Genomic DNA, 24,960 nt, shown 5'->3' on the forward strand with positions numbered 1-24,960 from the left:
TAATTATTTTTTCGCTTTCGCGGAAGTTAAGCCACATCGAAAGATGTGGCTTTTTTTGTTTTAAGCTAACTTTTTAGGTCGTTGGTCGATTTTTAAGCGTCTATAATTCATTTAGTTAAGATAAATGTTAAAAGATTTTTAATTTTTTAATAACTTGATAGTCATTAACTTAAAACAAAACCATAATGAGTAAAAAAACCGGTTATCTTCTGGGTATTTTACTGACCATTATCTTAGGTACAATTTTGTACTGGTATTTATGTTGTAAACCATGTCTTGAAGCAGATAAAGTTGCTATAGATAATACAATAAATACTGAAGATGTTTCAGTAAAAACAGATCAAAAAACAGCAACCATTAATGCATTTGCAGTAAAAGATGTTAATGGTGATTTAGATTTTCAAATTAATGATAATTTAAACTTTAAAACTTCTAGCCCTTTAATTATTGATTCTATCACTTCTAGTGTGGATGAAGGCGCAAATAAGCTGGTCGCGTATTACAATAGTAATCCTAATAAACTATTAAATATTTATGGTCATTATCGTAGTGATGAGGTTAATAACTCAGTCTTTCCGGATTTAGGGTTAGCACGTGCCAATGCTGCAAAAAATTATTTTGTATCAAAAGGTATGGCTTCAAAAAATATTAATACTTACGGTAAATTGGATGATAATTTTAACGCTAATGCAGAAGGTGTATTGCAAGGACCATTAAGTTACGAAGTAAAGACTGTAGCTGCAGGAGACACAAGTATTGAAGAAGACACCAAAAAGTTAGGAGACACCATAAAAGCAGATCCTTTAATTTTATACTTTGATACTGCTCAAGCGACCATTAGTTTGTCGGATAGTCAAAGACTAAAAGTTTCAAATATGGTAAAATATATAGATAAGGTTGATGGTGCGTTAATTACTGTTACTGGCTTTACAGATAATACTGGTAGTCGACCAACTAACATAAAATTAGGGCAAGGACGCGCTGATTTTACAAAACAATATTTAATCCAAAATGGAATAGACAGTAGTAAAATACAATCATTTTCCAAAGGTCCAGATTTACCTATTGCAGATAATGCTACAGAAGAGGGTCGCGCAAAAAATAGAAGAGTAGAAGTAACCATTAACTAACAAAAAATAAAAATTATGAATGTATTATTAACTATAAGTATTCCATGCTGGTTAATCCCATTATTAGTAGGAGCAATATGTGCAATATTAGGCTATTTATTAGGTCGTTTATTTGGAGGTAGCAATCAGGATAATAACAATAACATAGATTTAAATGTTTATAAAAATAGAATTAGCAAATTAGAAACCGATTTAGCTGCCTGTAAAGCAAGTAAAGATAGCGTGTCACGATCGTCTGGAGCTGGTAATACCGCAACTTCATTTACTTCAAATGTAACACCAACATCAACCTCAGTAATTAAAAAAGATGTTGTAGCTAGTGCTGCTCCTATAACCCCTAAGGTAACCGATGCAACTGTGATTGCTTTTGATGCAAAAGCAGCTAAAACAGCATTGGGTAAAAAAATAAAACAAGACGATTTAACTGTAGTTGAAGGTATAGGACCAAAAATTAAAGAGTTATTTCATAATCATAATATTACAACTTGGACAGCATTGGCAGGTTGTACAGTCCAAAAATGTCAAGAGATACTTAAAAGTGGAGGTAAACGATTTGAAATGCATAAACCTGGAACTTGGCCTAAGCAAGCAGATTTAGCAGCTAAAGGATCGTGGCAAGAGTTAAAAGATTGGCAAGACCAATTAGATGGAGGAAAATAATATTTAACTCTTTAAACAAAAAAGCCAATATTTACAATTGTAAATATTGGCTTTTTAAGTAATTTAAAACCTTATTCAATGCCGAAACTTTGTCGGGAGAATCAAGGTTTTCTGTTAATTAATAGGTTTGCTATTGTTTAATAGCTGTATTAATTAACTATTTATAGTTGTTGTTTAAGTATGCTTTAAACAACAACTTTAATCTTAATTGTATTTTACTTTTCGTAAAATACGCAAGACGTCTTTGTACTTTCTGTATACTTCAGGAAGCGGTTTTAAATATGGTTTTGCCTCATTTAATTTGTCCAAAGCTTCATGAAATAAATTCAGATAACATATAAGATACGTATCAGGTAGATTGTTTAGATCTTTTATTTCGTTATTATTTAAAATTTGTCTTTTTTTTAGTTTTTCTAAAATCACATTATTACTATTGTATATGTGGTGTAATACTTTTTTGTCAAATTGTGGAGGATTAAAAACTAAGGTAGACTCTATGTTATAGCTAGCATTGTCAGTAAAATTAATAACTGTTTTTTCTAATGGATAATATTTATAAGAATTTTGAAGTCCTAGTTTTAAGTATTCAATAATCGTAAAAGAATCTTCATTAAAAGTAATTGCAACTTCATCTAAAGTTGAAAAAAATAAACGGACTTGCTCATTAATAAGCTCAATGTCTACTCTAGAGTAAAACGTTTCATCTTTAACTTGCTTTTTTTCGCCAGACCAACACAGGACAAAATATTCTTTAAAAACAATATAATTAGGATTATAGTCTTGGCGTTTTTTCATAAAATCAAAAACACCATCTAATGTATATTGTATATTGTTTTGTGCATGGTTCTCAATAGCTTCCACGATTTTGGAGTTTACATCTTGTATTTCGCTATTAAAAACTTTAGGCATGCTAATGCTTCCATCTCTAAAAAAGACTGATCCTCCATAATATTTCCAAATGTTTTTTCTAAGAGAGGTCAAACCATTATTAGCGCGTATAGTAACTAATCCAACGACTTTGTGGTCTGGTAAGTGTGGAAAAGGAATATTCTCGTATTGTACAATTGGTGGGTTTGATAAATAAGCGTTGATTAAGTTTTGGATTTTAGAATCGTCAAAAAAATCAACGCCAATTATGGTGTTATCTTCATCCTCTACGCCTATAACTATAAACGAGTTGTTTTTAGGATTGGAATTGGATAAAGCGCAAACATGTTTTAAAAATTTAGCTTTACCTTCTTTTTGATTAATATCAATTTTTCGCTTTTTATCATAAAAACTATTCTCGTCGTTATGTGCAAGTAAGTTTTTAATAAGTAAGCGTTTATTAATCATGGATTACTCTTTTTTTACAATAGTTGAGGTTGCTTGAGCTGTGCAAAACATTAAAACATCAGCAATATTAACATGTGCTGGACGTGATACTGCAAAATAAATAACCTCTGCTAAATCCTCTGGCTGTAGCGCTTTGTAGCCTTTGTATACGTTATCTGCTTTGGCGTCTCCTTTAAATCTAACCTGAGAAAATTCTGTCTCTACCAAACCAGGATTTATGGCTGTGACTTTAATGCCAAAAGGATTAAGATCAATACGCATCCCTTCTGTAAGTGCCACAACAGCATGTTTACTTGCACAATACACATTACCTTTAGGGTAGACTTCTTTTCCTGCAGAAGAGCCTATGTTAATAATATGTCCAGATTGGCGAGCAGTCATTTGTGGTATAATGGCTTTGCTAACGTATAACAACCCTTTTACATTAATGTCCATCATAGCATCCCAATCGTCTAAATCGCCATCTTGTATTGGGTCTAATCCATGTGCATTTCCTGCGTTATTAACTAATATGTCAATATGTTTAAATGTTTCTGGTAAACTATTAATTGCCTCAAATACTTCTTTTTTGTCTCTAACGTCAAAATTTAACGTGTAGACATTAGTTTGTTTTTCTAAAGCTTTTTCAATGGTGTCTAATCTTTCTTGACGACGTCCACAAAGAATTAAGTTAATGCCTTGTTTTGCAAATTCATGAGCTGTTGCACGACCTATTCCGCTAGTTGCTCCTGTTATTAATGCTGTTTTATTCATTTAATTATGTCTTGTTTAAGCAATTATTTGTTTTTAGTTTTTGACCTTGTTTTTAAGGTACTTTATGTCCTTGACTAGCTACCAAAATTAAAAACCAATCTTCTAATTCTAAATTTATCTTTGTTGCTGCAATTGCGCCAGATAACCTGTTGCTATTTGTGGTGCCAACTACAGGTGTGATGTTGGCAGGATGTTTTAATATCCAAGATAGAAGTAATTGATCTTCAGTAGCATTGTATTTTTGCGATAATACTCCTAATTGCTTATGAATTCTTCTTGTTTGTTCCGTGTCTTCTTTAAAAGTTATACCTAAAGGGGACCAACACATAGGTTTGATATTATTTAGTAACATGTCATCCAATGTGCCATCATGCATTGCTGTATGATGAGTCAGAGAAAATTCGATTTGATTTACAGAAACCTCAATTTTTTGAGTTAATAAATTGGTTTGAGAAGGTGTAAAATTAGAGACGCCAAACTCTTTTATTTTACCTTGTTGTTTTAGTGTTGTAACAGCTTCAGCTACTTCGTCAACTTGTAATAAAGGGCTAGGTCTGTGCAGTAATAATAAATCTAAATAGTCCGTTTTTAAGTTTTTTAGGGATTGCTCTGCAGACCAAATTATATAATCCTTGCTATAATTATAATGTTTAACTTTTAATTGCGGACGTGCATTGCCAATATACTCTATTCCACATTTAGAAATTAGTTGTATCTGGTCTCTGTCTATATTGCTTTCCGCGAAAGCGTTACCAAACTCTGCTTCAGTTGTATAATCACCATAAATGTCTGCGTGGTCAAATGTAGTAATCTGATTATTAATACAATGGTGCATTAGGTTTATGTATTCTTTTTGGTCTAATTGTTTACCCCATTTTCCCCAAGTCATGGTTCCGGCAATTACTTGAGAGTACTTATTTTTTGTCATAGTTTAAAATCTTCAATAAAAGTAAAACATAAATTACTCTTAAAAGTCTAATAAACACCCTATTTTTAACCAATTATTAACACGATTGCAATAAAAAAATTAACAATTTGCACCACTTGAATTAGAATAGATAGTTCATTGCCTTTAAAAATATTACATAATGGAACAAACAAGTACAATTGATATTAAATCGATTAACGAGAAAATTGAAAAGGAAAGTGCATTTGTAGATTTACTAATGCTTGAAATGAATAAAGTTATCGTTGGACAAAAACACATGGTCGAGCGATTATTAATTGGACTATTAGGACAGGGACACATTTTGTTAGAAGGTGTACCTGGATTAGCAAAAACATTAGCTATTAATACGTTGTCTCAGGCTATTGATGCTAGTTTTAGTCGTATACAATTTACACCAGATTTATTACCATCTGATGTTGTTGGTACCTTAATTTTTAATATGAAAGAGAACGATTTTTCTATTAAAAAAGGACCGATTTTTGCAAATTTTGTGTTAGCAGATGAGATTAACAGAGCACCTGCAAAAGTACAATCTGCTTTGTTAGAAGCCATGCAAGAAAAGCAAGTGACTATTGGAGATGAAACGTTTAAATTAGATAAGCCATTTTTAGTAATGGCAACTCAAAACCCAGTAGAACAAGAAGGAACGTATACTTTGCCAGAAGCACAAGTGGATCGTTTTATGCTAAAAACGGTTATAGATTATCCTAAACAAGCCGAAGAGCAACTAATTATGCGTGCTAATTTAAAAGGTAATTGGGACAAGGTAAATCCTGTCGTGTCTGTAGCGCAAATATTAAAAGCGCAGGAAGCAGTTAGAGAAGTCTACATGGATGAGAAAATTGAAAAATATATCTTAGATATTATTTTTGCGACACGTTATCCAGAAAACTATAAACTAGCCGATTTAAAACCATTAATTAGCTTTGGTGCTTCACCACGTGGAAGTATTAATCTAGCAACAGCAGCAAAATGTTATGCATTTATAAAGCGTCGTGGTTATGTAATACCAGAAGATGTGCGTGCTGTAGTGCATGATGTGTTGCGTCACAGAGTTGGAATTACCTATGAGGCTGAAGCCGAAAATGTAACGTCTGTAGATATTATTAATAAAATAGTTAACGAAATTGAAGTTCCATAATTGAGTTATTACAAATTGTTAATTGTAAACTCAAGACTGCACACTGCATACTTAAAAAATGGATACTAAAGAATTACTAAAAAAAGTACGAAAAATAGAGATTAAGACACGTCGTTTGTCTGATCATATATTTGGAGGAGAGTACCACTCAACCTTTAAGGGTCGAGGTATGACTTTTTCTGAAGTAAGACAATACCAATATGGTGATGATGTTAGAAACATAGATTGGAATGTTACTGCACGTACCAATCAACCACATATTAAAGTTTTTGAAGAAGAAAGAGAATTGACCATGATGTTAATGGTTGATGTCTCTGGATCAGAATTATTTGGTACAGAAAACCAATTTAAAAGTGAAATTGTTACTGAAATTGCTGCAACATTAGCCTTTTCTGCAACGCAAAATAACGATAAAATTGGATTGATTTTATTTTCCGATCAAGTCGAATTATATATACCACCCAAAAAAGGGCGTTCTCACGTTTTACGAATCATAAGAGACTTAATAGAATTTGAGCCTAAAAGCAAACAAACCAATATTGTCGAAGCTTTAAAGTTTTTACGTAGTGTGATGAAAAAGAAGGCGATTGTTTTTGTAATGAGTGATTTTATTGCAGACGATTACCAACAAACCCTTAAAATAGCTGCAGGAAAGCATGATATTACAGGGATTAGGGTTTTTGATAAACACGAGGCTAGTATTCCTAATTTAGGAATGGTGCAAATGGAAGATGAAGAAACTGGCGAATTAATGTTAGTCAATACAGGATCAAAATCAGTAAGACATAATTACGCTAAGTTTTATAACCAGAAAGTTGCCTATTATAAAGATAGTTTTGCTAAATCTGGAGCAGGTAGTTTAGCTTGCAGAACAGATGAGAGTTACGTAAAAAAACTATTAGGTTATTTTAAAACTAGAGGATAATTAATTAGAGTAAAGTAAAAACTTAACAGTGAATACAAAAATAAATTATAATAGGTTGGGTACAATTAAGACTATAAGTATAGGTCTTATTGCTTTTACCTTTTTGCTTTTACCATTCATTTCTTTTTCACAAGTTAAAGCTACAATAGATTCTACTTCCATTAAAATTGGACAACAAATTACTTATAAGATTGAGGTAGAGACTGATACTGTAAATAGCGTTGTGTTTCCGGTTGGTCAAACTTTTATGCCTTTAGAAATGATTGAGGCCTATAAAACAGATACAACAAAGCAACAAGCTAAATATAAACTGATTAAAAAATATGGACTAACCCAATTTGATTCTGGTCAATACGTTATTCCTAAACAAAAAATAATTATTGCAGGTAAGCAATATTTAACAGACTCGTTATTAGTTAAAGTCAACAACATAGTTGTAGACACAACAAAACAAAAATTATACAACATCAAACCTATGATAGCGGTTGAAAAACCAGCTAGCGATTGGTGGAAGTATGTTTTATTAGCATTAGTAATAGTAAGTCTAATTGGATTTCTAATTTACTGGTTTGTATGGCGTAAAAAACCTTTAACAGAAGAGGAGCAAATAGCTTTACTACCACCTTATGATAGAGCAAAATTAGCATTACAAAAATTAGACGAGAGCAATTACCTAGCTTATGATAAGTATAAAGAGTATTACTCAGAGTTGACCTTAGCAATCCGTAAATATTTAGACGAAAAAGTTTACGACAGAGCGTTAGAAAGTACCACAGACGAGCTAATTACGCGCTTAGAAGTATTAAGTGATGGTAATCAAATTGAATTAACAAAAGACCATATTAAAAAAATCGAATCGGTTTTAAAACGTGCCGATTTAGTAAAGTTTGCAAAGTCTGCTCCAGATGTAGAGTTAGCAAAAATTGATAGAACAGTAATTGATCAAGAAATTGATTATGTAAAAGAAGCGTTACCAGAAGCTTCAGAAGAAGAAAAACTTTTAGATTTAGAATATAAAAAACAACAAGAAAAAAAGGAGTTTCGTCAAAAAGTATGGGTGACTATCGCTGCCATTATTTTTATGTTGGGACTAACATTTGCAGCTTTTAGTTACAGGTATGGTTTTAATTATGTCGTAGACACTATTTTTCAAAAGGACACAAAACAATTATTAGAAGGTGGTTGGGTTGACAGTGATTACGGTTTTCCGCCAATAACTATATCTACTCCAGAAGTTTTAAAGCGTGAAGAAGTAGCAATACCAGACGATTTAATCGATAAAATAAAAATTTCTAGTTTTAAATATGAACTAGAAGATAAGTTTACGGTAGATATTACATCTACAGTAGTTAAAAGCTCACCAGATCAAGAAGATGCACCTTCTCCAGAAACTAATGTATTAAAAGCTATTGAAGATAATTTAAAAGCTATTGAAGCAGATGGTGGAAGAAATATAATTTCTAACAAAGACAAGTTTAAAACTCCAAATGGAGCAGAAGGTGTTAAAACATCCGGAACATTTGATTATCCAATAGATGACGATAAAGAGGATTATGTAAATGGACAATTTGTAATTTTAAGTTTTGCTAATAAAGATGTAACTCAGCAAATATTAATTACATATTTGAAGGATGATATTTATTTAGACCAAGTTGTAGAGCGTGTTTTAGCGTCTGTAGAACTTAATCAAAAAGAAGACTAATGTTAGACGGGATTACATTTTTAAATAAAGAATTTTTCTGGCTGTTACTGGCATTGCCATTAGCAATAGTTTGGTATGTTTTTAAGCACAAACAGCAAAACGCAGAACTAAAAATATCTAGCCTTAAAGGGTTTAAAATTACTAATTCTTGGCTGCCAAAATTAAAACATTTATTATTTGCTTTGCGCCTTTTGGCTTTAGGTGTTTTAATAGTTGCATTAGCAAGACCACGCACATCAGAGACTAACACAAAAACCAAAACAACTAGAGGTATAGATATTGTTATGGCAATTGACGTATCTGCAAGTATGTTAGCAAAAGATTTAAAACCTAATAGGTTAGAAGCGCTAAAAAATGTGGCTTCAAAATTTATAAAAGGAAGACCAAATGATAGAATAGGTTTGGTGGAATATGCAGGAGAAAGTTACACAAAAACACCAATTACTAGTGATAAGTCAATAGTTTTAAATTCACTTGAGGATATTAAATACAATACCATTATAGAAGGTGGTACAGCAATTGGAATGGGCTTAGCAACAGCTGTTAACAGATTAAAAGATAGTAAAGCTAAAAGTAAAGTCATTATACTATTAACAGATGGAGTCAATAATTCTGGTGTGTTAAATCCAAAAATTGCTAGTGAGCTGGCTATAGAGTTTAATATAAAAGTATATACTATTGGTCTTGGTACTAACGGTATGGCTTTGTCACCAGTGTCTGCGTTGTCAAATGGTAGATTTCAGTATGATAGAGTCCAAGTAGAAATTGATGAAGATTTACTAAAAGATATTGCTAAAGTTACTGGAGGACAATATTTTAGAGCCACTAATAATCAAAAATTAGAGCAAATCTATACTGAGATTAATAAGCTTGAAAAAACAGAAATTGATGAAATTAAATTTACAACTTACCAAGAGCATTTTAGACCCTTTGTTTGGATTGCAGGACTGTTATTGTTAATTGAGTTTTTAATCAGAATAACACTATTTAGAAGCTTTGTATAAATGATTAATATAAAGCAATTGTAAAAAGTTTAAAATAAAAAGATAGTTAGCATAAATAATAATGTTGGTTAGCTTAAAATAAAAAATAAATGTTTCAATTAGAAGAAAAAATATGGTTTTGGACACTACTGGTAATTCCAGTATTAGTGCTCTTCTTTTTATTGCTACTATTATGGAAAAAGCAAACACAAAAAAGATTTGCAAACGCAGCGCTTTTAAAGCGACTTAGTCCTAATAAATCAATATTTAAATCGGTATTAAAATTAGTTGTTTTATGCTTAGCTTTTGCTAGTTTAACCTTAGCTTTAGTAAACCCAAAAGTTGGTACAAGTCTAGAGACTGTAAAACGAGAAGGTGTAGATATTGTGTTTGCGGTAGATGTTTCTAAAAGTATGTTGGCAGAAGACATTAAGCCAAACAGATTAGAAAAATCACAACAATTAGTCTCTAAAATTATTGATAAACTAGGTAGCGATCGTGTGGGTATTATCGCTTACGCAGGAAAAGCATTTCCGCAATTACCAATAACAACAGACTATTCTGCAGCAAAAATGTTTTTGCAAAACCTAAATACTGATATGCTATCCTCTCAAGGTACTGCAATTAATGAGGCAATTAACCTTGCAAAAACCTATTATGACGATGACCAACAGACAAATCGTGTTTTAGTAATTTTGTCTGATGGAGAAGACCACAGTGAAGCTGCAGTCCAAGTTGCAGAAGAAGCTAGTAAAGAAGGCATAAAGATTTTCACCATTGGTGTTGGAGACGTTAATGGAGGACCAATACCTTTAAGACGTAACGGAGTCCTGCTTAACTATAAAAAAGATAAACAAGGCGAAACCGTTATTACTAAACTAGACGAGGACACATTAAAAAACATAGCTAATCAGGCAAATGGTACTTACATAAATGGTGCGATAACAGACAAAGTTGTAAATCAAATGACGGACATTTTAAATAAAATGGATAAAACAGAATTTGAAGCTAAGCAAGTCGCTAATTTTGAAAGTAGATTTCAATGGTTTTTAGGTTTAGCTATCTTACTACTTTTTATAGATATTTTCTTGTTAGAAAGAAAAACAGCTTGGCTGAAAAAATTAAATCTATTTAACGAGAATTTATAAAACCCTTAACATCAACAATTGCAAGCCTTTAGTATATTTGCGAGTTATTTAATTTAAATGAAACACTTTTTAACATACATATTTTTATTGGTATCCTTATCAATCTTAGCTCAAGATAATACGGAAGATAAAGCTATAATTAAACAAAAGTTAGAAGCTCAAGGTTATACTGCTCAAGCTAATGCTTTAGCAAATAATGACGATTTTGTTGAAGCCGAAATGGAATACCGTAAAGCATTATCTTTAGAACCAAAGCAAGCAGCAGGTGCTTATAATTTGGGGACTCAGTATTTTAAAAAAGGAGACTTTGAAGAGTCATTATACAGACACCAGCAAGCAGCTAAAAATGCCACCTCTAAAGAAGAAAAACATAAAGCCTTCCATAATATAGGAAACATACTAATGGAAGAAAAAAAGTGCAAAGAAGCGGTTGAAGCTTACAAAAGCGCTTTAAGAAACAATCCGTCAGATGATGAAACGCGCTATAATTTTGCATTAGCAAAAGAGTGTGCAAAACAGCAAGAGGACGACAAGCCTCAGGAAGACGATAAAGACGGAGAAAACGATAAAGATAAAGATCAAAATAAAGACGAAGATCAAAAAGAAAATAACGAGAAAGAGCAAGAAGATAAAAATAAAGACGATCAAGGAGAGCAAGACAAAAAAGAAGGTGATCAAGATAAGGATGAAGATGGTAATCCTAAAGATGATCAAAAAAACGATCCCAAAGAAGGTGACCAAAAAAACGAACAAAATCAACCACAACCAGGTCAAATGTCACCACAGCAAATAAAAAACTTGCTAGAAGCCATGAATAACCAAGAGCAAAAAGTACAAGAAAAAATAAATGCAGAAAAGGTTAAAGGCGTAAAACAACAAACAGATAAAGATTGGTAACTAACATTTTATATTGTATTAATTAGATGAAATTACTGAAACACATATGTATCCTTTTATTAGCCTGTACAACAAGTTTTACTTTTGCACAAGATGAAGATGCGGTTCAGTTTCAAGCAAAAGTTAGTAAAAAAAGATTAGGCTTAAATGAGCGTTTGCGTGTTGATTTTCAAATGAATAAAGATGGTGACAACTTTGTGCCACCTAGTTTTTCAGATTTTATTGTAGTTGGTGGACCAAATCAATCGGTTAGCAACTCTTGGAATGGTAAAACAAGACGTTTTACTAAAATTTACAGTTACTTTTTAGCGCCTAAACAAATGGGTACGTTTTCTATAAATCAAGCTAAAATCGAGATTGATGGTCAAGAGTATAAAACATCACCAATAAGTATTACAGTTACAAAAGCTATTGAGAAGCCTGAAGATCCAAACGATCCAGATTATTTATTACAAGAACATATCCATTTAGTTGCAGAAGTATCTAATACTAATCCTTATCTAAACCAGCCCATAAGTGTTGTTTATAAGTTATACGTTTCGCCAACCGTTGGAATTAGTAATTACAGAGAAATTGAAAGTCCAGTTTATAATGGTTTTTGGAGCCAGAGCATGGATGATCAGAGAATAAAAGCTCAAAACGGAACTTATAAAGGTGAAGATTATAGATTTGTAACACTACGTAAAACCGTTTTATACCCTCAAAAAACCGGGAAATTAGTCTTAGAGCCATTAAGTTTGGATCTTACTATAGACGTGCCAACCAATAGACGAGACATTTTTGGTAATCGTATAAAAACACAAGCACACAGAACAATTACTGCAAGCGTTAGAACAATTAATGTAAAACCTTTACCAGAAGAGGGTAAACCAGATAATTTTACAGGAGCAGTTGGTGATTTTGTGTTTAGTTTGACAACAACAAAAAACAGTCTTAATGCAACGGAATCTCTACAAGCTAAAATTGAGGTTTCTGGTCAAGGAAATTTAAAATTGTTTGAGCTGCCAAAGTTAACAACGCCAAGTACTTTAGAGGTTTATGAGCCGGAACATCAGGAAAATGTTAGGACCAACATGGCAGGTATGCAAGGTAATATTTCAGACCTATATACGGTTGTGCCTCAATATAAAGGTAAGTTTCCGATTCCTCCAGTTAGTTTTTCTTATTTCGACTTAAAAACCGAAACATATAAGCAAATTAGCTCTGATGAAATAGTAATAAATGTATTAGAAGGACCAGTTTATGCAGAAGCGGATAATAAATTACCTGTGTCTAGTAATGGTAAACAACCTGTCGTTTTAAATGAAAATCAATTCGCATTTATTAAAACAGATTCAAACTTTACAGCTATTCAAAACGATACTTTTTTAAACTCGACTATATTTTGGACTAGTCTTTTAGGACCTTTATTAGCAATTCCATTAGCCTTATTTTACAGAAGAAAACGAGAAGAGCGATCGGCAGATGTAACAGGGAACAAAAAACGTAAAGCAGATAAGTTGGCTAAAAAGTATTTAACTGAAGCTAAAAAAGCACTAGGCCAAAAAGAAGCATTTTATGTTGCGCTAGAAAAAGCTTTGCACAATTATCTTAAAGGTAGACTTAATATAGAAACCTCAGATTTAAGCAAAGAAAAGATTGCAAAATTATTATCCGATAGACAAGTAGATAGCCAGGTGATTGTAGCTTTTGAAGCGATTTTAGAAAATTGCGAATTAGCAAGGTATACGCCAATTACTAACGTTACAATGCAGCAAGATTATGACAAAGCAGCAACAACAATTAATTTAATAGACAAACAGATTAAGTAGTGTTAATACATACTGAAAGCTAGATTTGACTCATTATTAAGTAAAATATATTAAGGCAGAAAGCGGATTACATGAAACATTTACTTTACATATTATTTTTTTTCATAGGAAACTTGGTGGCTCAAAACCAATCCGTTTTTGAGCAAGCCAATGCGTTATATACAGAAGGTAAATTTGAAGATGCTATTACAAAGTACCAAGCAATATTAGACACCAAACAGCACTCTGCAGAGTTGTATTACAATCTAGCTAATGCACATTATAAGTTAAATAATATAGCACCTAGCATTTATTATTATGAAAAAGCTTTGCAGTTAAAACCCAACGACACTGAGATACTTAATAACATCGCATATGCTAAAAATATGACTGTGGATGCCATACAAGAGGTTCCGCAATTAGGTATGTCTAGATTTTTTAATAAGTTAACCAATGCCTTTGCTTTTGATGATTGGGCTAAAATAGCTATAGGCTTTATTTTAGCATTTGTAGTGTTATTTTTGGTATACTATTTTACAGATAGTACGACTCGTAAAAGAGCAGCTTTTAGCTCTAGTGTCGTATTTTTATTTTTATCTTTAATAAGTTTAGGTTTAGCGTTTCAAAAACAGACACTAGACAAAAAAGATAATCCAGCAATAGTATTTGCTCAAAAAAGCGAAGTTAAAACTGAGCCAAATAGCGTAGGGACTGACGCTTTTGTATTACATGAAGGTACTAAAGTACAAGTATTAGACACTATTAATGATTGGAAAAAAATTAAAATAGCAGACGGTAAAACAGGTTGGATATTATCCAACGACATAAAGCTGTTAAATAATTTTTAATTATTCCTTAACACTAAAATCGTACTTTAGTTATATATTTGCCTTTCTTATTTAGACAAATATGCATAAAAAGATAGTTTCCATCTTCTTTACAATTTTATTTTTGGCGCTTATAACAGCTCCATCTATAATTATTGTTATGGATGATACTGTGGATGTATCTGTGTTTTATAGTTTGTCAGAAGAAGAGGAAGAGCACAAAAATGTAAACTTGACTTTTGTATTAGAAGACACAGAAGATGCCTTTTATGAAGCCTCTAGTATTAATAAGTATTTAGGTTACCACTTCAAAACCTATCCTAAACCACACCTTAATTTAATTTCCCCACCTCCCGAATTCATTTAATAATAAATTAGTCGGACTATTAGTCCATTTAAAATAATTATTAAAATATTACCAATAACAACTGTTATTGGTACAAATGAATTTATATATGTTTAAAACATTAAAAAATGACTTACCAGCGAGTATAGTCGTGTTTTTTGTAGCATTACCTTTATGTTTAGGTATTGCTTTAGCAAGTGGTGCGCCACTTTTTTCTGGTCTAATTGCCGGAATAATTGGTGGAGTTGTAGTAGGAGCTTTAAGTGGTTCTAAAATTGGAGTAAGTGGTCCTGCAGCAGGATTAGCAGCAATAGTATTAACAGCAATTGGTTCATTAGGAGGTTATGAAAACTTTTTAGTAGCAGTTGTATTAGGAGGAATTATTCAAATAGTATTTGGTATTTTAAAAGCTGGTATTATTGGATATTACTTTCCGTCATCAGTAATTAAAGGGATGTTAACAGGTATTGGAATCATTATCATTTTAAAACAAATCCCTCACTTTTTTGGCTACGACGCAGAGCCTGAAGGTGCTGATAGTTTTATTGAAACTTCAGGAGAAAACACCTTTTCTGCAATATTAAATATTACAGATAACATTACTATGGGATCAATGACTATTGGTTTAATAGGTTTAGCAATTTTATTATTATGGGATAAAGTATTGTCTAAAAAAGGTAAAGTGTTTCAAATTGTTCAAGGACCTTTAGTAGCAGTGGTATTAGGTATTGTATTTTTTGTTGTAACACAAGGCTCTAGTTTAGGTATAGCAAACACACATTTAGTTAGTGTTCCAATTCCAGAAGATTTAGACTCGTTTATAGGACAGTTTAGTTTTCCTAATTTTACAGCAATAACAAATCCTCAGGTTTGGATAGTTGCTTTTACAATTGCATTGGTAGCAAGTTTAGAAACGTTACTATGCGTTGAGGCAACAGATAAAATTGATCCAGAAAAAAACGTAACGCCAACTAACAGAGAGTTGTTAGCTCAAGGAACAGGAAACATCATTTCAGGTTTAATTGGTGGTCTGCCAATTACACAAGTAATCGTACGTAGTTCTGCAAACATCCAATCAGGAGGTCGTAGTAAAATGTCTGCTATTATTCATGGTTTTTTATTATTAATTTCAGTAGTATTAATTCCTAAATTGTTAAACATGATTCCTTTATCTGTTTTAGCAGCAATCTTATTAATTGTAGGATATAAGCTAGCAAAACCAGGTTTATTCAAAAAAATGTATGACATGGGTTGGAAGCAATTTGTACCATTTGTAGTAACAGTTGCAGGTATTGTCTTTATTGATTTATTATGGGGAATTGGTTTAGGGTTGTTAGTTGGAATTGTAGTAATATTAATTAAAAGCTACCAAAACTCACACTTTCTACACATCGAAGATAATAGTAACGGAAAGCATAAAATTAAAATGACGTTTGCTGAAGAAGTTACTTTTTTCAATAAAGGAGCTATTTTAAAAGAATTAGATAGCTTACCAAAAGACACGTATTTAGAGCTTGACGTTAGAAAAACTAGATATTTAGATAACGATATTATCGAAATATTAGAAGATTTTGCATTTAAAGCTAAAGAAAGAAATATTGATATTCAGTTAATATCAGAACGTGGTATAGTTGAAAATCCAGATAGTTTTATCGAGTTTTTTAAACTAAGACCAAAATCAGCATAAATTTTAAATCATGAAAAACAATAAATATAAAATATTGTTGCTTTCAGATTTAAATAAGTCGGCAACATCAGAACTGATAAGTACGGTAAGTTTAGCAAGAATGTTAGATGGAGACATCACTTTATTTCATGTTAAAAAACCGACTGACATTGTAGAAAGAGAAAGCCAATTATCTGCTATGCGTTCCATTAATGAGGAGCATATTTCAACTAATAAAATAATTGAAAACCTGATTAAACCTGTTTGTCAGGAATATCAATTAAATATTGGATATGATGTTGCTATTGGTAATATAAAATTCGAAATTGAAGCATATATCAAAAACTATCAACCTGATATTATTGTTTTAGGTAAAAGAAAATCTAAAACCATTAACTTTATGGGAGATAATATTACAGATTATGTTTTAAAAACACACAAAGGATCAATTATGATTGCAGCACCAAACCAATCGTTGCAACCAAATCAAGAAGCAATGTTGGGTGTTTTAAATACAAACGATCAAGCATCAGACACTAATTTTATTGAAAGATTGATTAGTAAAACTAATCAGCCTATTAAAGCATTTAAAATAGTGTCTAAGTTAGAACAATCAAATACAACAGCTAATAATAAAACGGTAGAGTATGTATTTGAAAAAGGAGATGGTGCAGTAGATAATGTTTCAAAATATGCTTTAAAAAGCAAAATTAACCTAATGTGTTTTGATAATGCGCAGCAGCAAAAGTCTAACACTAACATTAAAAGTGTAATAAGTAAACTAAATGTTTCATTATTACTAACAGGACAACAATCAAAAATGCTACATAAGTAGTCATTAATAATATTAAAATACACAAAAATGAAAGCACATACAAAAGAAACTCAGGCAACATTAACACCTGATAAAGCAATACAGTTTTTAGTAGAAGGAAATGAGAGATTTCAAAACAACCTTAAAGCAAATCGTAACCTTTTAGAGCAGGTTAACGATACTAGTGAAGGACAATTTCCTTTTGCAACAATATTAAGTTGTATAGATTCTCGTGTTTCTGCCGAGTTAGTTTTTGATCAAGGTCTTGGAGATATTTTTAGTGTACGTATCGCAGGTAATTTTGTAAACGAAGACATCTTAGGGAGTATGGAGTTTGCATGTAAGTTAGCTGGTACAAAAGTTATCGTCGTATTAGGTCACACTAGTTGCGGAGCAGTTAAGGGTGCTTGTGATCATGCAGAGATGGGTAACTTAACAAAGTTAATCCAAAAAATTACACCAGCTGTAAATGCAGTAACAGAACCTAAAGACGAAAGTTTACGTACCTCTAAAAACTTAGAGTTTGTAGATGAGGTATCAAAGAAAAACGTGCATTTAACAATAGATAGAATACACGCAGAAAGCCCAATTTTAACAGAAATGGAAAAAAATGGCGAAATAAAAATCGTTGGTGCTATGTATGATATTAATACAGGAGCAGTAGATTTTTACTAGAAAAAGATAATTTTTATGAGGGTTTTGAAAATGAAAATGAAAAGGAATAAAATAATAGCAACACTAACATTTATGTTAGTGTTGCCTTTTTATGGACTAAGCCAAGATAGTAATTTAGGTAATTGGCTAATCTATATTGGAAGTAAAGAGCTTAAAAATGGATGGAATATTCATAACGAAGTGCAATACCGTAATTACGATGCTGTAGGAGATTTAGAGCAATTATTGTTAAGGACAGGTTTAGGGTATAATCTTACCGAGAATAACAACAATTTACTATTAGGTTATGGTTATATATTATCAGAAAACTATGTTGGAGATACAGATCAAAAAGTATCAGTAAACGAACATCGAATTTTTCAGCAGTTTACAACAAAGCAAAATGTGGGTGTGCTTGATTTAAGTCATCGTTATCGCTTTGAACAACGTTTTGTTGAAGATGATTTTAAAATGCGATTTAGATACTTTTTAGGCTTAAAGATTCCGTTACAAAATAAGGCTGATGGTAATAATCCATTGTATCTTTCAGCTTATAATGAGATTTTTTTAAATACTAAAAGTGAAATCTTTGACAGAAACCGTTTATATGGAGGATTAGGGTACCAATTTTCTAAACAACTAAGGTTAGAATTAGGATACATGAATCAGTTTTTTGAAACCTCAAGCAGAGATCAAATCAATATTATGGCGTTTGTTAATTTTTAAAACTCACAAACTCATAATTTACTGTTAATTAAGACTGATAGAGCAGGCTAAACTTTTATTCTTCAAAAAAAATGTTAATTTAGTATAAACCCAACTATTAAACTATGAAGAAATTTTTCGCCAATTTCAAAGGAGATGCATTTGGAGGTATCACAGCAGGTATTGTGGCTTTACCATTAGCATTAGCTTTTGGTGTTTCCTCTGGTTTAGGACCTAGTGCAGGTTTATATGGAGCTATATTTATTAGTTTTTTTGCAGCCTTTTTTGGTGGCACACCAACTCAAATTTCTGGTCCTACTGCGCCAATGACAGCAGTAAGTATGGTTGTAATTGCTAGTATAATTGCAACGCATGATGGTGACGTTACTAAGGCATTGCCATATATCTTAACCGTATTTTTATTAGCAGGTTTAGTACAAGTTGGATTAGGTGTTTTAGGTTTTGGTAAATACATTAAATATATACCATATCCAGTTGTATCTGGTTTTATGACTGCAATTGGTGTTATAATATTAGTGACACAAATCCTGCCATCCATTGGTTATTATCCAAAAGAGGATACAGAATACGTCAACAAATTTAAGCCACAAGCTGAAGAGTTAATTTTAGAAAACATTCTTAGAGAAGAAGCAGGAGAAGGGATTTTAGTCTTAGAAGATTTTAAAGAAACTATTAAAAGAGCTGGAGAGTTACAACCGGAAGATATTGCTAAAGAGTCTAAAACACTGGCAAAAACTGAGGCATCAGGCGTTTTAGGGACACTAAAAGTGTTACCAAGAGCCATTCAAAATATAAATTGGTTAGAGCTTGCCTTAGCGTTAGCTACCATATTTATAGTATATGGTTTTAAGCGTATAACAACCAAAATACCAAGTGCTTTAGTGGCATTAGTTGTGGTTTCTGGTGTAGCCTATGGTTTTGGTTTAGGCTATCGTCCCATTGAAGAAATACCATCAGGATTACCAATACCTAATTTTGAAATAATAACAGGTTTTAGTTTCGCTAGTATTTCGCCTTATATCTTTACAGCAATAACATTAGCATTATTAGGTGCAATTGACTCATTGTTAACAAGTGTTGTAGCAGATAATATGACCAAGACTAAGCACAACCCTAATAAAGAATTAATAGGACAAGGTATAGGTAACAGTATCGCGTCAATTTTTGGTGGTATTCCAGGAGCTGGTGCAACCATTAGAACTGTAGTAAACATTAATGCAGGTGGACGTACTAGACTATCTGGTATGATCGCAGGTGTAATGTTACTATTTATCTTATTAGCATTAGGACCAGTTGCGTCAAAAATTCCAGCAGCAGTATTAGCAGGTATTTTAATTACAGTAGGTATTGGTGTTATGGATTATAAAGGTCTAAAAGCAATTCCTGCATTACCAAAGGACATGAAGATTGGACCATTAAAAGTCAGCTCTGAAGTATTGATAATGCTTGTTGTATTAGTACTGTCTAGCGTATGGGATTTAATTTATGCAGTGGGTATTGGTTTGGTTATCGCATCCTTATTATTCATGAAAAAAATTGGAGACCTTACAGCGCAACGTTCAGACGTTAAACCGTTAAAGGAAGAAGCTTGGTCGGACGAGTCAAATTTCCCTGTAGCCTTAAAAGAGGAAGTATTTATAAAACACATCAAAGGACCATTATTTTTTGGTTCAACTTCAGACTTTCAGCAATTAGCAAAACAAATTCCAAGTACAGCAAAAACAGTAGTAATTAGATTGGGTCGTATGCAGTATATGGATCAATCTGGATTATATGCGATGGAAGACGTTTTGGTAGATTTAAAAAAACAAAACATAAATGTGTTGTTTGTTAATCTATTAAAACAACCACGATACATGATGGAACGTATTGGTATTATTCCAGAATTAATACCAACACAACATATTTTTAAAGACTTTAATTCATGTTTACATTGGATTAAAACCAATGTAGAGGATAAATTTTAAGGTAGTCGATGATGGATATCAAAAAAGTATTTGAGAATAATCAAAAGTTTGTACAAGATAAATTAGCCACAGATAAAGACTATTTCGAGAATTTAGGTAAAGGACAAAGTCCAGAATTACTATATATAGGTTGTAGTGATAGTCGTGTAACTGCCGAGGATTTAATGGGTTTAGGTCCAGGAGAAGCTTTTGTACATCGTAATATTGCAAATATGGTATCAGGTAACGACCTAAGTGCCATGTCAGTTGTAGAGTATGCAGTGGTGCACTTAAAAGTTAACCACGTTGTAGTTTGTGGTCACTATGCATGTGGAGGCGTAAAAGCAGCGATGCAATCTGCAGATTTGGGCGTATTAAACTCCTGGTTGCGTAACATACGTGATGTATATCGTATACATAAAGACGAGTTAAACGCAATCCAAGACGACGAAAAAAAATACGACCGTCTAGTAGAGCTAAACGTAAAAGAACAATGTGTTAATCTATTAAAAACAGCTGCAGTACAAAAAGCATACAGAGATCGAGACCTAAAAGTACATGGTTGGGTGTTTGATGTGCATACAGGTAAGCTAATTGACCTAAAAATAGATTTTGATCATTACCTAGAAGACATAATGGAAATTTATCACTTAGATTAAACCTTAAACTTCAGATTCAGTAGTCGGTTCCTCAGGATCAATTATAGGTTCTTCCAATAAAGTATCATCAGACTTAATAATACTAGGAAAAATCATTGGAGCTAATGATTTTACAGGAGCATATAAAATAGAATCTTCAATATCCTCCTCCTGCACAAAAGGGATAGTATTATTCATTTTATCAAAAACAATCAATAAAACACTCAAAATTAAACCAATTTTAAGCGCACCAAAAGCAGCACCTAAAAGTTTGTTTAAAATCCCTAAAGAGGCAAAATCAGCTAACTTAGTTAACGCTTTACCAGCTAAGCTAATGACTAAAATTATAATCACAAACGTAATAGCAAACGCAGTAGTATTAATTGTTTTTTCATTCCAAGACGTTTTATCCATTAAAAATTCGGCAACAAAATAGCTAAAATGAATAGCACCATAAACACCAGCAATTAAAGCAACAATGGATGCAAGTTCTACAAAAAGACCCTTAAACAAACCACGTACCAAACCAAATAATAGTAAAGCACCTAAAACAATATCAATTACAGCCATAAAGTTAGATTTTAGACAAATATAAATTAACTTTGCGACTTTAAAATTAATATGGCAAGAGACGAACAGTTAAAAGAAAGATGGCAAGAGGTTGTAACCAAATTATCTAACCAGTTTGCAGATGGAGACAAACTAGATTTAGATGCAATAATTTATTTAATAGGCGTACAAGAGTTAGGACAATTAGACCGTAAATTTAAAAAAGATCATAAGTTAGACCTTATGCATATTGCAATCTGTAAACTGCTAACACCTTATGGGTATTATGAATTTGATTTTGTAGACGAAGACGGTTGGCCACACTACATAGCAAAAGAAGAATTACCAAATTTAAAAGCAGGAGAACAAAGCATCTTAATGAAAGAAGCCATAGTAAACTACTTTATAGAGACCGATTATATTAAATAAATTTTGGGCGTTACCCAAGGGTCGCGCTCTCGGCAGTCGCTTTTAATTTGCTTTAATGCAAATTAAAGAGCTTCAACAAATGCCTCCATCGCTAACGCAAATCACGATAAAATTCATAAATTTGCCAATCATTTAGAAGATCATGATAGACAAGATAAAAGAACTTATAGCAGAAGCAGAAGCCTTTAAGGCACAAACCAAAGAAGAGGTTGAAGCGTTTCGTATAAAGTATTTAGGAAAAAAAGGATTACTTAATGACTATTTTGCCGAATTTAAAAACGTGGCAAACGACCAGAAAAAAGAATTTGGTCAAGTAATTAACACCCTTAAAACTACAGCTCAAAATAAAGTTAATGCTTTAAAGGAAGAGCTAGACAACAATACACAAGACGCAGGTATAAGTGGAGATTTATCAAGACCAGGAGAACCAATAACCATTGGATCGCGTCACCCAATATCTATAGTTAAAAATCAAATTATAGATATCTTTTCAAACATTGGATTTAATGTAAGCGAAGGTCCAGAAATAGAAGACGATTGGCACAACTTTACAGCACTTAACTTGCCAGAATACCATCCAGCAAGAGACATGCAAGACACGTTTTTTGTGCAAACCAATCCAGATATCCTATTACGTACGCACACAAGTTCTGTACAAGTACGATATATGGAAAACAATAAACCACCAATACGTACAATATCTCCTGGACGTGTATATCGTAACGAAGCAATATCTGCACGTTCACACTGTTTTTTCCATCAAGTAGAAGGATTATATATAGATAAAGACGTTAGTTTTGCAGATTTAAAGCAAACCTTACAATACTTTACTACAGAGCTTTTTGGTAAATCTAAAATTAGATTACGTCCATCATACTTTCCATTTACTGAGCCTAGCGCAGAAATTGATGTGTATTGGGGACTTGAAACAGAAACAGATTATAAAATCACCAAAGGAACCGGTTGGTTAGAAATTGGAGGTTGTGGTATGGTAGATCCAAATGTCCTTACTAATTGCGGTATAAATGCAGAAGAGTATTCAGGATTTGCATTTGGTGTAGGTATTGATCGTATAGCAATGTTATTACATCAGATAGGTGATATTCGTTTGTTAAGTGAAAACGACGTTAGATTCTTAGAGCAGTTCAAATCTGCCTTATAATAATTACTAAAAATGTTTAAAAGCCGACTGTTTATAGTCAGCTTTTTTTTATTTAACAACAATTTAACTTCGATTAGTTCGGTTTGTTACGAACCAATAATATATTTGTATTATAAATTTTAAAGTTTAGATATGACTAAAGAAATCTGTAACAAAAAAATGGAGCTTGTAGAAAGACTAGGCGTTCATTTAGAAAGTAAAGATAGTTTAGCACCTGTTGCAGCACGTATAATGGCTTACGTGAATTTAACAGGAAAACAAGGAGCAACTTTTGATGAAATGGTAGAGGTATTATGCGCAAGTAAAAGCACCATTTCTACACATTTAAACCACTTACAAGACTTAAAAAAAATAGAATACTTTACCAAAACGGGCGACCGTAAAAAGTATTTTGTCATTAATAAAAATTCGGTATTAAATCATATTGATAATATGATTCACGAATGGGAAATAGTAGAGGTACTACATCTTGAAATGAAAGCTTATAAAGAAGCCATAAACGAACATGTTACAGACGACGATGAGAAATTCGATTTAACATTTCATAACAATTATCTCAAATTTATTTCAAGTGCTTCTGCATCAATGAAAGAACTAAAAGACAACCTAATTAAAAATAAATTCAACCTTTAAAATAATGAAAATAAATAAAATAATTTCAATATTATCAATAGCTAGTATTTTTCTAGTTGTGATTAGCTGTGGTAATAATGAGAAAGCGCAAGCAGCTTCAGCACAACAGCAACAGGTTTTACCTTTTCCTGTAACACAATTACAAACAAAAACCGTAACAGGTTTTATTGAGTATCCTACAACTATTGAAGGTAAAGTTAATAGTGATGTAAGAGCAAAAACCTCTGGATATATAGAAAAAGTATATGTAGACGAAGGACAAAAAGTACGTAAAGGTCAAACCTTATTTAAACTAGAAACACAGTCGTTAAGCCAAGATGCAGGTGCAGCTAAAGCACGAGTAAATGTGGCACAAGTTGAGGTTGATAAACTAGTTCCTTTAGTAGAAAAAAATATTATTAGTCCAGTACAATTAGAAACTGCTAAAGCAAATTTAGCTCAAGCTAAAGCTAATTATAGTGGTGTAACAGCAAATATTGGTTATGCCACAATTAAAAGTCCAATAGACGGTTTTGTTGGTGCCATTAATTTTAGAGAAGGTGCTTTAATTAGCCCAAATGATGCAACACCACTAACAACTGTTAGTCAAATAGACGAAGTTTATGCTTTTTTTAGTTTTAACGAAGCGCAATATATAGATCATTTACAACGCTCTGAAGGTCAAAATAAAGCAGAGCGCATCAAGAATTCGCCAGACTTAACTTTAGTTTTAGCTAACGGAAAAGAATATTCTGAAAAAGGACGTATTCAAACCAGTACAGGACAGATTAACCAAAGTACAGGTACAATACAAATTAGAGCTGCTTTTGATAATCCAAACGAAATTTTAACTAACGGAAACAGCGGAAAAATTAAATTTCCAATAGAGTATAAAGACGCTATCGTTGTGCCACAAACTGCAACTTTTGAGCAGCAAGGTAATATTATGATTTTCAAATTAGGAGCAGACAATAAAGTAGAAACTTCTATTTTAAAAGTTAAAGGGACAGTAGATAATTTATATGTGGTAGATTCTGGTTTAGAGGCTAACGATAAGATTATTATTTCAGGAGTAGGAAAGTTAAGAAACGGTATGGCAATTGCACCTCAGGACACGTCTTTTGACGAAGCAATTAAACCAGTTCCAACTTTATTTAGAAATTAGATAACCACCAAAC

General features: G+C 32.2%; 25 protein-coding genes. 21 read left to right on the forward strand and 4 right to left on the reverse strand.

From position 1 onward, the window contains the following. Positions 1-185 precede the first annotated feature (185 nt). Both JM82_RS14140 and JM82_RS14145 read left to right on the forward strand, forming a co-directional pair. A complete protein-coding gene (locus JM82_RS14140; protein ID WP_145005392.1) occupies positions 186-1,130 on the forward strand; it encodes an OmpA family protein in 945 nt (314 codons plus the stop codon). A 15-nt stretch (positions 1,131-1,145) separates the two neighbouring features. Next, positions 1,146-1,790 carry a hypothetical protein gene (locus tag JM82_RS14145; protein ID WP_145005395.1) on the forward strand — a complete coding sequence of 215 codons (645 nt, stop codon included), beginning with the start codon at positions 1,146-1,148 and terminating at the stop codon, positions 1,788-1,790. A gap of 204 nt (positions 1,791-1,994) precedes the next feature. Here JM82_RS14145 and JM82_RS14150 read toward each other — a convergent pair whose 3' ends face one another. The 3 genes from JM82_RS14150 to JM82_RS14160 are packed head-to-tail and all read right to left on the reverse strand — an operon-like array spanning position 1,995 to position 4,806. Further along, positions 1,995-3,125: an ATP-binding protein gene (locus JM82_RS14150; protein ID WP_145005397.1), complete on the reverse strand. Its 1,131-nt coding sequence runs from the start codon at positions 3,123-3,125 to the stop codon at positions 1,995-1,997. 3 nt (positions 3,126-3,128) lie between these two features. After that, positions 3,129-3,878 (reverse strand): SDR family NAD(P)-dependent oxidoreductase, encoded by a 750-nt coding sequence (locus JM82_RS14155; protein WP_145005399.1) that lies wholly within the window; start codon positions 3,876-3,878, stop codon positions 3,129-3,131. Between the two features lie 52 nt (positions 3,879-3,930). Beyond that, the gene (locus JM82_RS14160) at positions 3,931-4,806 is read right to left on the reverse strand and encodes an aldo/keto reductase family oxidoreductase (protein WP_145005402.1); all 876 of its coding nucleotides are present in this window, start codon (positions 4,804-4,806) and stop codon (positions 3,931-3,933) included. Positions 4,807-4,966: 160 nt separating this feature from the next. On the opposite strand from JM82_RS14160, the gene JM82_RS14165 reads away from it, so the two are divergent. The 15 genes from JM82_RS14165 (at position 4,967) to JM82_RS14235 (ending at position 21,051) form a co-directional block, all read left to right on the forward strand. Further along, entirely contained in the window at positions 4,967-5,968 is a 1,002-nt protein-coding gene (locus JM82_RS14165; RefSeq protein WP_028283944.1) for an AAA family ATPase, read from the forward strand. 58 nt (positions 5,969-6,026) lie between these two features. Then, positions 6,027-6,893: a DUF58 domain-containing protein gene (locus JM82_RS14170; RefSeq protein WP_145005405.1), complete on the forward strand. Its 867-nt coding sequence runs from the start codon at positions 6,027-6,029 to the stop codon at positions 6,891-6,893. A gap of 28 nt (positions 6,894-6,921) precedes the next feature. Next, positions 6,922-8,595, forward strand: coding sequence for a BatD family protein (locus JM82_RS14175; RefSeq protein ID WP_261375449.1), 1,674 nt, complete (start codon positions 6,922-6,924; stop codon positions 8,593-8,595). Next, a complete protein-coding gene (locus JM82_RS14180; RefSeq protein ID WP_145005409.1) occupies positions 8,595-9,599 on the forward strand; it encodes a vWA domain-containing protein in 1,005 nt (334 codons plus the stop codon). The genes JM82_RS14175 and JM82_RS14180 overlap by 1 nt, the downstream gene beginning before the upstream one ends. A gap of 89 nt (positions 9,600-9,688) precedes the next feature. Next, positions 9,689-10,726: a VWA domain-containing protein gene (locus tag JM82_RS14185; protein ID WP_145005412.1), complete on the forward strand. Its 1,038-nt coding sequence runs from the start codon at positions 9,689-9,691 to the stop codon at positions 10,724-10,726. A gap of 57 nt (positions 10,727-10,783) precedes the next feature. After that, positions 10,784-11,623 carry an aerotolerance regulator BatC gene (locus JM82_RS14190; protein WP_145005415.1) on the forward strand — a complete coding sequence of 280 codons (840 nt, stop codon included), beginning with the start codon at positions 10,784-10,786 and terminating at the stop codon, positions 11,621-11,623. A gap of 26 nt (positions 11,624-11,649) precedes the next feature. Further along, positions 11,650-13,434, forward strand: a complete 1,785-nt coding sequence (locus tag JM82_RS14195) for a BatD family protein (RefSeq protein WP_145005418.1) — start codon at positions 11,650-11,652, stop codon at positions 13,432-13,434. 71 nt (positions 13,435-13,505) lie between these two features. Beyond that, positions 13,506-14,261, forward strand: coding sequence for an SH3 domain-containing protein (locus JM82_RS14200; protein WP_145005421.1), 756 nt, complete (start codon positions 13,506-13,508; stop codon positions 14,259-14,261). A gap of 61 nt (positions 14,262-14,322) precedes the next feature. Further along, a complete protein-coding gene (locus JM82_RS14205; protein ID WP_261375451.1) occupies positions 14,323-14,607 on the forward strand; it encodes a hypothetical protein in 285 nt (94 codons plus the stop codon). Between the two features lie 88 nt (positions 14,608-14,695). Beyond that, entirely contained in the window at positions 14,696-16,273 is a 1,578-nt protein-coding gene (locus tag JM82_RS14210) for a SulP family inorganic anion transporter (RefSeq protein ID WP_145005425.1), read from the forward strand. Positions 16,274-16,283: 10 nt separating this feature from the next. Next, positions 16,284-17,087, forward strand: a complete 804-nt coding sequence (locus tag JM82_RS14215) for a universal stress protein (protein ID WP_145005428.1) — start codon at positions 16,284-16,286, stop codon at positions 17,085-17,087. A 27-nt stretch (positions 17,088-17,114) separates the two neighbouring features. Further along, complete coding sequence (locus tag JM82_RS14220; RefSeq protein ID WP_145005431.1) at positions 17,115-17,741, forward strand: carbonic anhydrase family protein; 627 nt, start codon at positions 17,115-17,117, stop codon at positions 17,739-17,741. Positions 17,742-17,777: 36 nt separating this feature from the next. After that, a complete protein-coding gene (locus JM82_RS14225; protein WP_261375452.1) occupies positions 17,778-18,446 on the forward strand; it encodes a DUF2490 domain-containing protein in 669 nt (222 codons plus the stop codon). A gap of 104 nt (positions 18,447-18,550) precedes the next feature. Next, positions 18,551-20,413 (forward strand): SulP family inorganic anion transporter, encoded by a 1,863-nt coding sequence (locus tag JM82_RS14230; RefSeq protein WP_145005437.1) that lies wholly within the window; start codon positions 18,551-18,553, stop codon positions 20,411-20,413. A gap of 11 nt (positions 20,414-20,424) precedes the next feature. Continuing rightward, a complete protein-coding gene (locus JM82_RS14235) occupies positions 20,425-21,051 on the forward strand; it encodes a carbonic anhydrase (RefSeq protein WP_145006824.1) in 627 nt (208 codons plus the stop codon). Between the two features lie 3 nt (positions 21,052-21,054). Here the strand turns inward: JM82_RS14235 and JM82_RS14240 are convergent, their stop codons facing one another. Further along, complete coding sequence (locus tag JM82_RS14240) at positions 21,055-21,600, reverse strand: CvpA family protein (RefSeq protein ID WP_145005440.1); 546 nt, start codon at positions 21,598-21,600, stop codon at positions 21,055-21,057. A gap of 51 nt (positions 21,601-21,651) precedes the next feature. On the opposite strand from JM82_RS14240, the gene JM82_RS14245 reads away from it, so the two are divergent. The 4 genes from JM82_RS14245 to JM82_RS14260 all read left to right on the forward strand — a co-directional run bounded on the left by JM82_RS14245 (position 21,652) and on the right by JM82_RS14260 (position 24,947). Beyond that, complete coding sequence (locus JM82_RS14245) at positions 21,652-22,008, forward strand: hypothetical protein (RefSeq protein ID WP_145005443.1); 357 nt, start codon at positions 21,652-21,654, stop codon at positions 22,006-22,008. A 142-nt stretch (positions 22,009-22,150) separates the two neighbouring features. Continuing rightward, the gene (gene pheS, locus JM82_RS14250) at positions 22,151-23,170 is read left to right on the forward strand and encodes a phenylalanine--tRNA ligase subunit alpha (RefSeq protein ID WP_028283961.1); all 1,020 of its coding nucleotides are present in this window, start codon (positions 22,151-22,153) and stop codon (positions 23,168-23,170) included. A gap of 132 nt (positions 23,171-23,302) precedes the next feature. Continuing rightward, positions 23,303-23,803: a GbsR/MarR family transcriptional regulator gene (locus JM82_RS14255; protein ID WP_145005446.1), complete on the forward strand. Its 501-nt coding sequence runs from the start codon at positions 23,303-23,305 to the stop codon at positions 23,801-23,803. A 4-nt stretch (positions 23,804-23,807) separates the two neighbouring features. Continuing rightward, a complete protein-coding gene (locus JM82_RS14260; protein WP_145005451.1) occupies positions 23,808-24,947 on the forward strand; it encodes an efflux RND transporter periplasmic adaptor subunit in 1,140 nt (379 codons plus the stop codon). Positions 24,948-24,960 lie beyond the last annotated feature (13 nt).

Origin of the sequence: Olleya sp. Hel_I_94 (genome assembly GCF_007827365.1) — a bacterium.
Taxonomy (GTDB): Bacteria; Bacteroidota; Bacteroidia; order Flavobacteriales; family Flavobacteriaceae; genus Olleya.

What these genes read in the sequence shown, in the direction of transcription:
- JM82_RS14215 (WP_145005428.1), top strand. Translation starts at nt 16,284, where the DNA reads ATGAAAAACAATAAATATAAAATATTGTTGCTTTCAGATTTAAATAAG.
- JM82_RS14170 (WP_145005405.1), top strand. Translation starts at nt 6,027, where the DNA reads ATGGATACTAAAGAATTACTAAAAAAAGTACGAAAAATAGAGATTAAG.
- JM82_RS14155 (WP_145005399.1), bottom strand. Translation starts at nt 3,878, where the DNA reads ATGAATAAAACAGCATTAATAACAGGAGCAACTAGCGGAATAGGTCGT.
- JM82_RS14200 (WP_145005421.1), top strand. Translation starts at nt 13,506, where the DNA reads ATGAAACATTTACTTTACATATTATTTTTTTTCATAGGAAACTTGGTG.
- JM82_RS14220 (WP_145005431.1), top strand. Translation starts at nt 17,115, where the DNA reads ATGAAAGCACATACAAAAGAAACTCAGGCAACATTAACACCTGATAAA.
- JM82_RS14235 (WP_145006824.1), top strand. Translation starts at nt 20,425, where the DNA reads ATGGATATCAAAAAAGTATTTGAGAATAATCAAAAGTTTGTACAAGAT.
- JM82_RS14190 (WP_145005415.1), top strand. Translation starts at nt 10,784, where the DNA reads ATGAAACACTTTTTAACATACATATTTTTATTGGTATCCTTATCAATC.
- JM82_RS14210 (WP_145005425.1), top strand. Translation starts at nt 14,696, where the DNA reads ATGTTTAAAACATTAAAAAATGACTTACCAGCGAGTATAGTCGTGTTT.
- pheS (WP_028283961.1), top strand. Translation starts at nt 22,151, where the DNA reads ATGATAGACAAGATAAAAGAACTTATAGCAGAAGCAGAAGCCTTTAAG.
- JM82_RS14180 (WP_145005409.1), top strand. Translation starts at nt 8,595, where the DNA reads ATGTTAGACGGGATTACATTTTTAAATAAAGAATTTTTCTGGCTGTTA.
- JM82_RS14165 (WP_028283944.1), top strand. Translation starts at nt 4,967, where the DNA reads ATGGAACAAACAAGTACAATTGATATTAAATCGATTAACGAGAAAATT.
- JM82_RS14240 (WP_145005440.1), bottom strand. Translation starts at nt 21,600, where the DNA reads ATGGCTGTAATTGATATTGTTTTAGGTGCTTTACTATTATTTGGTTTG.
- JM82_RS14260 (WP_145005451.1), top strand. Translation starts at nt 23,808, where the DNA reads ATGAAAATAAATAAAATAATTTCAATATTATCAATAGCTAGTATTTTT.
- JM82_RS14225 (WP_261375452.1), top strand. Translation starts at nt 17,778, where the DNA reads ATGAAAAGGAATAAAATAATAGCAACACTAACATTTATGTTAGTGTTG.
- JM82_RS14255 (WP_145005446.1), top strand. Translation starts at nt 23,303, where the DNA reads ATGACTAAAGAAATCTGTAACAAAAAAATGGAGCTTGTAGAAAGACTA.
- JM82_RS14150 (WP_145005397.1), bottom strand. Translation starts at nt 3,125, where the DNA reads ATGATTAATAAACGCTTACTTATTAAAAACTTACTTGCACATAACGAC.
- JM82_RS14160 (WP_145005402.1), bottom strand. Translation starts at nt 4,806, where the DNA reads ATGACAAAAAATAAGTACTCTCAAGTAATTGCCGGAACCATGACTTGG.
- JM82_RS14195 (WP_145005418.1), top strand. Translation starts at nt 11,650, where the DNA reads ATGAAATTACTGAAACACATATGTATCCTTTTATTAGCCTGTACAACA.
- JM82_RS14230 (WP_145005437.1), top strand. Translation starts at nt 18,551, where the DNA reads ATGAAGAAATTTTTCGCCAATTTCAAAGGAGATGCATTTGGAGGTATC.
- JM82_RS14140 (WP_145005392.1), top strand. Translation starts at nt 186, where the DNA reads ATGAGTAAAAAAACCGGTTATCTTCTGGGTATTTTACTGACCATTATC.
- JM82_RS14205 (WP_261375451.1), top strand. Translation starts at nt 14,323, where the DNA reads ATGCATAAAAAGATAGTTTCCATCTTCTTTACAATTTTATTTTTGGCG.
- JM82_RS14185 (WP_145005412.1), top strand. Translation starts at nt 9,689, where the DNA reads ATGTTTCAATTAGAAGAAAAAATATGGTTTTGGACACTACTGGTAATT.
- JM82_RS14145 (WP_145005395.1), top strand. Translation starts at nt 1,146, where the DNA reads ATGAATGTATTATTAACTATAAGTATTCCATGCTGGTTAATCCCATTA.
- JM82_RS14245 (WP_145005443.1), top strand. Translation starts at nt 21,652, where the DNA reads ATGGCAAGAGACGAACAGTTAAAAGAAAGATGGCAAGAGGTTGTAACC.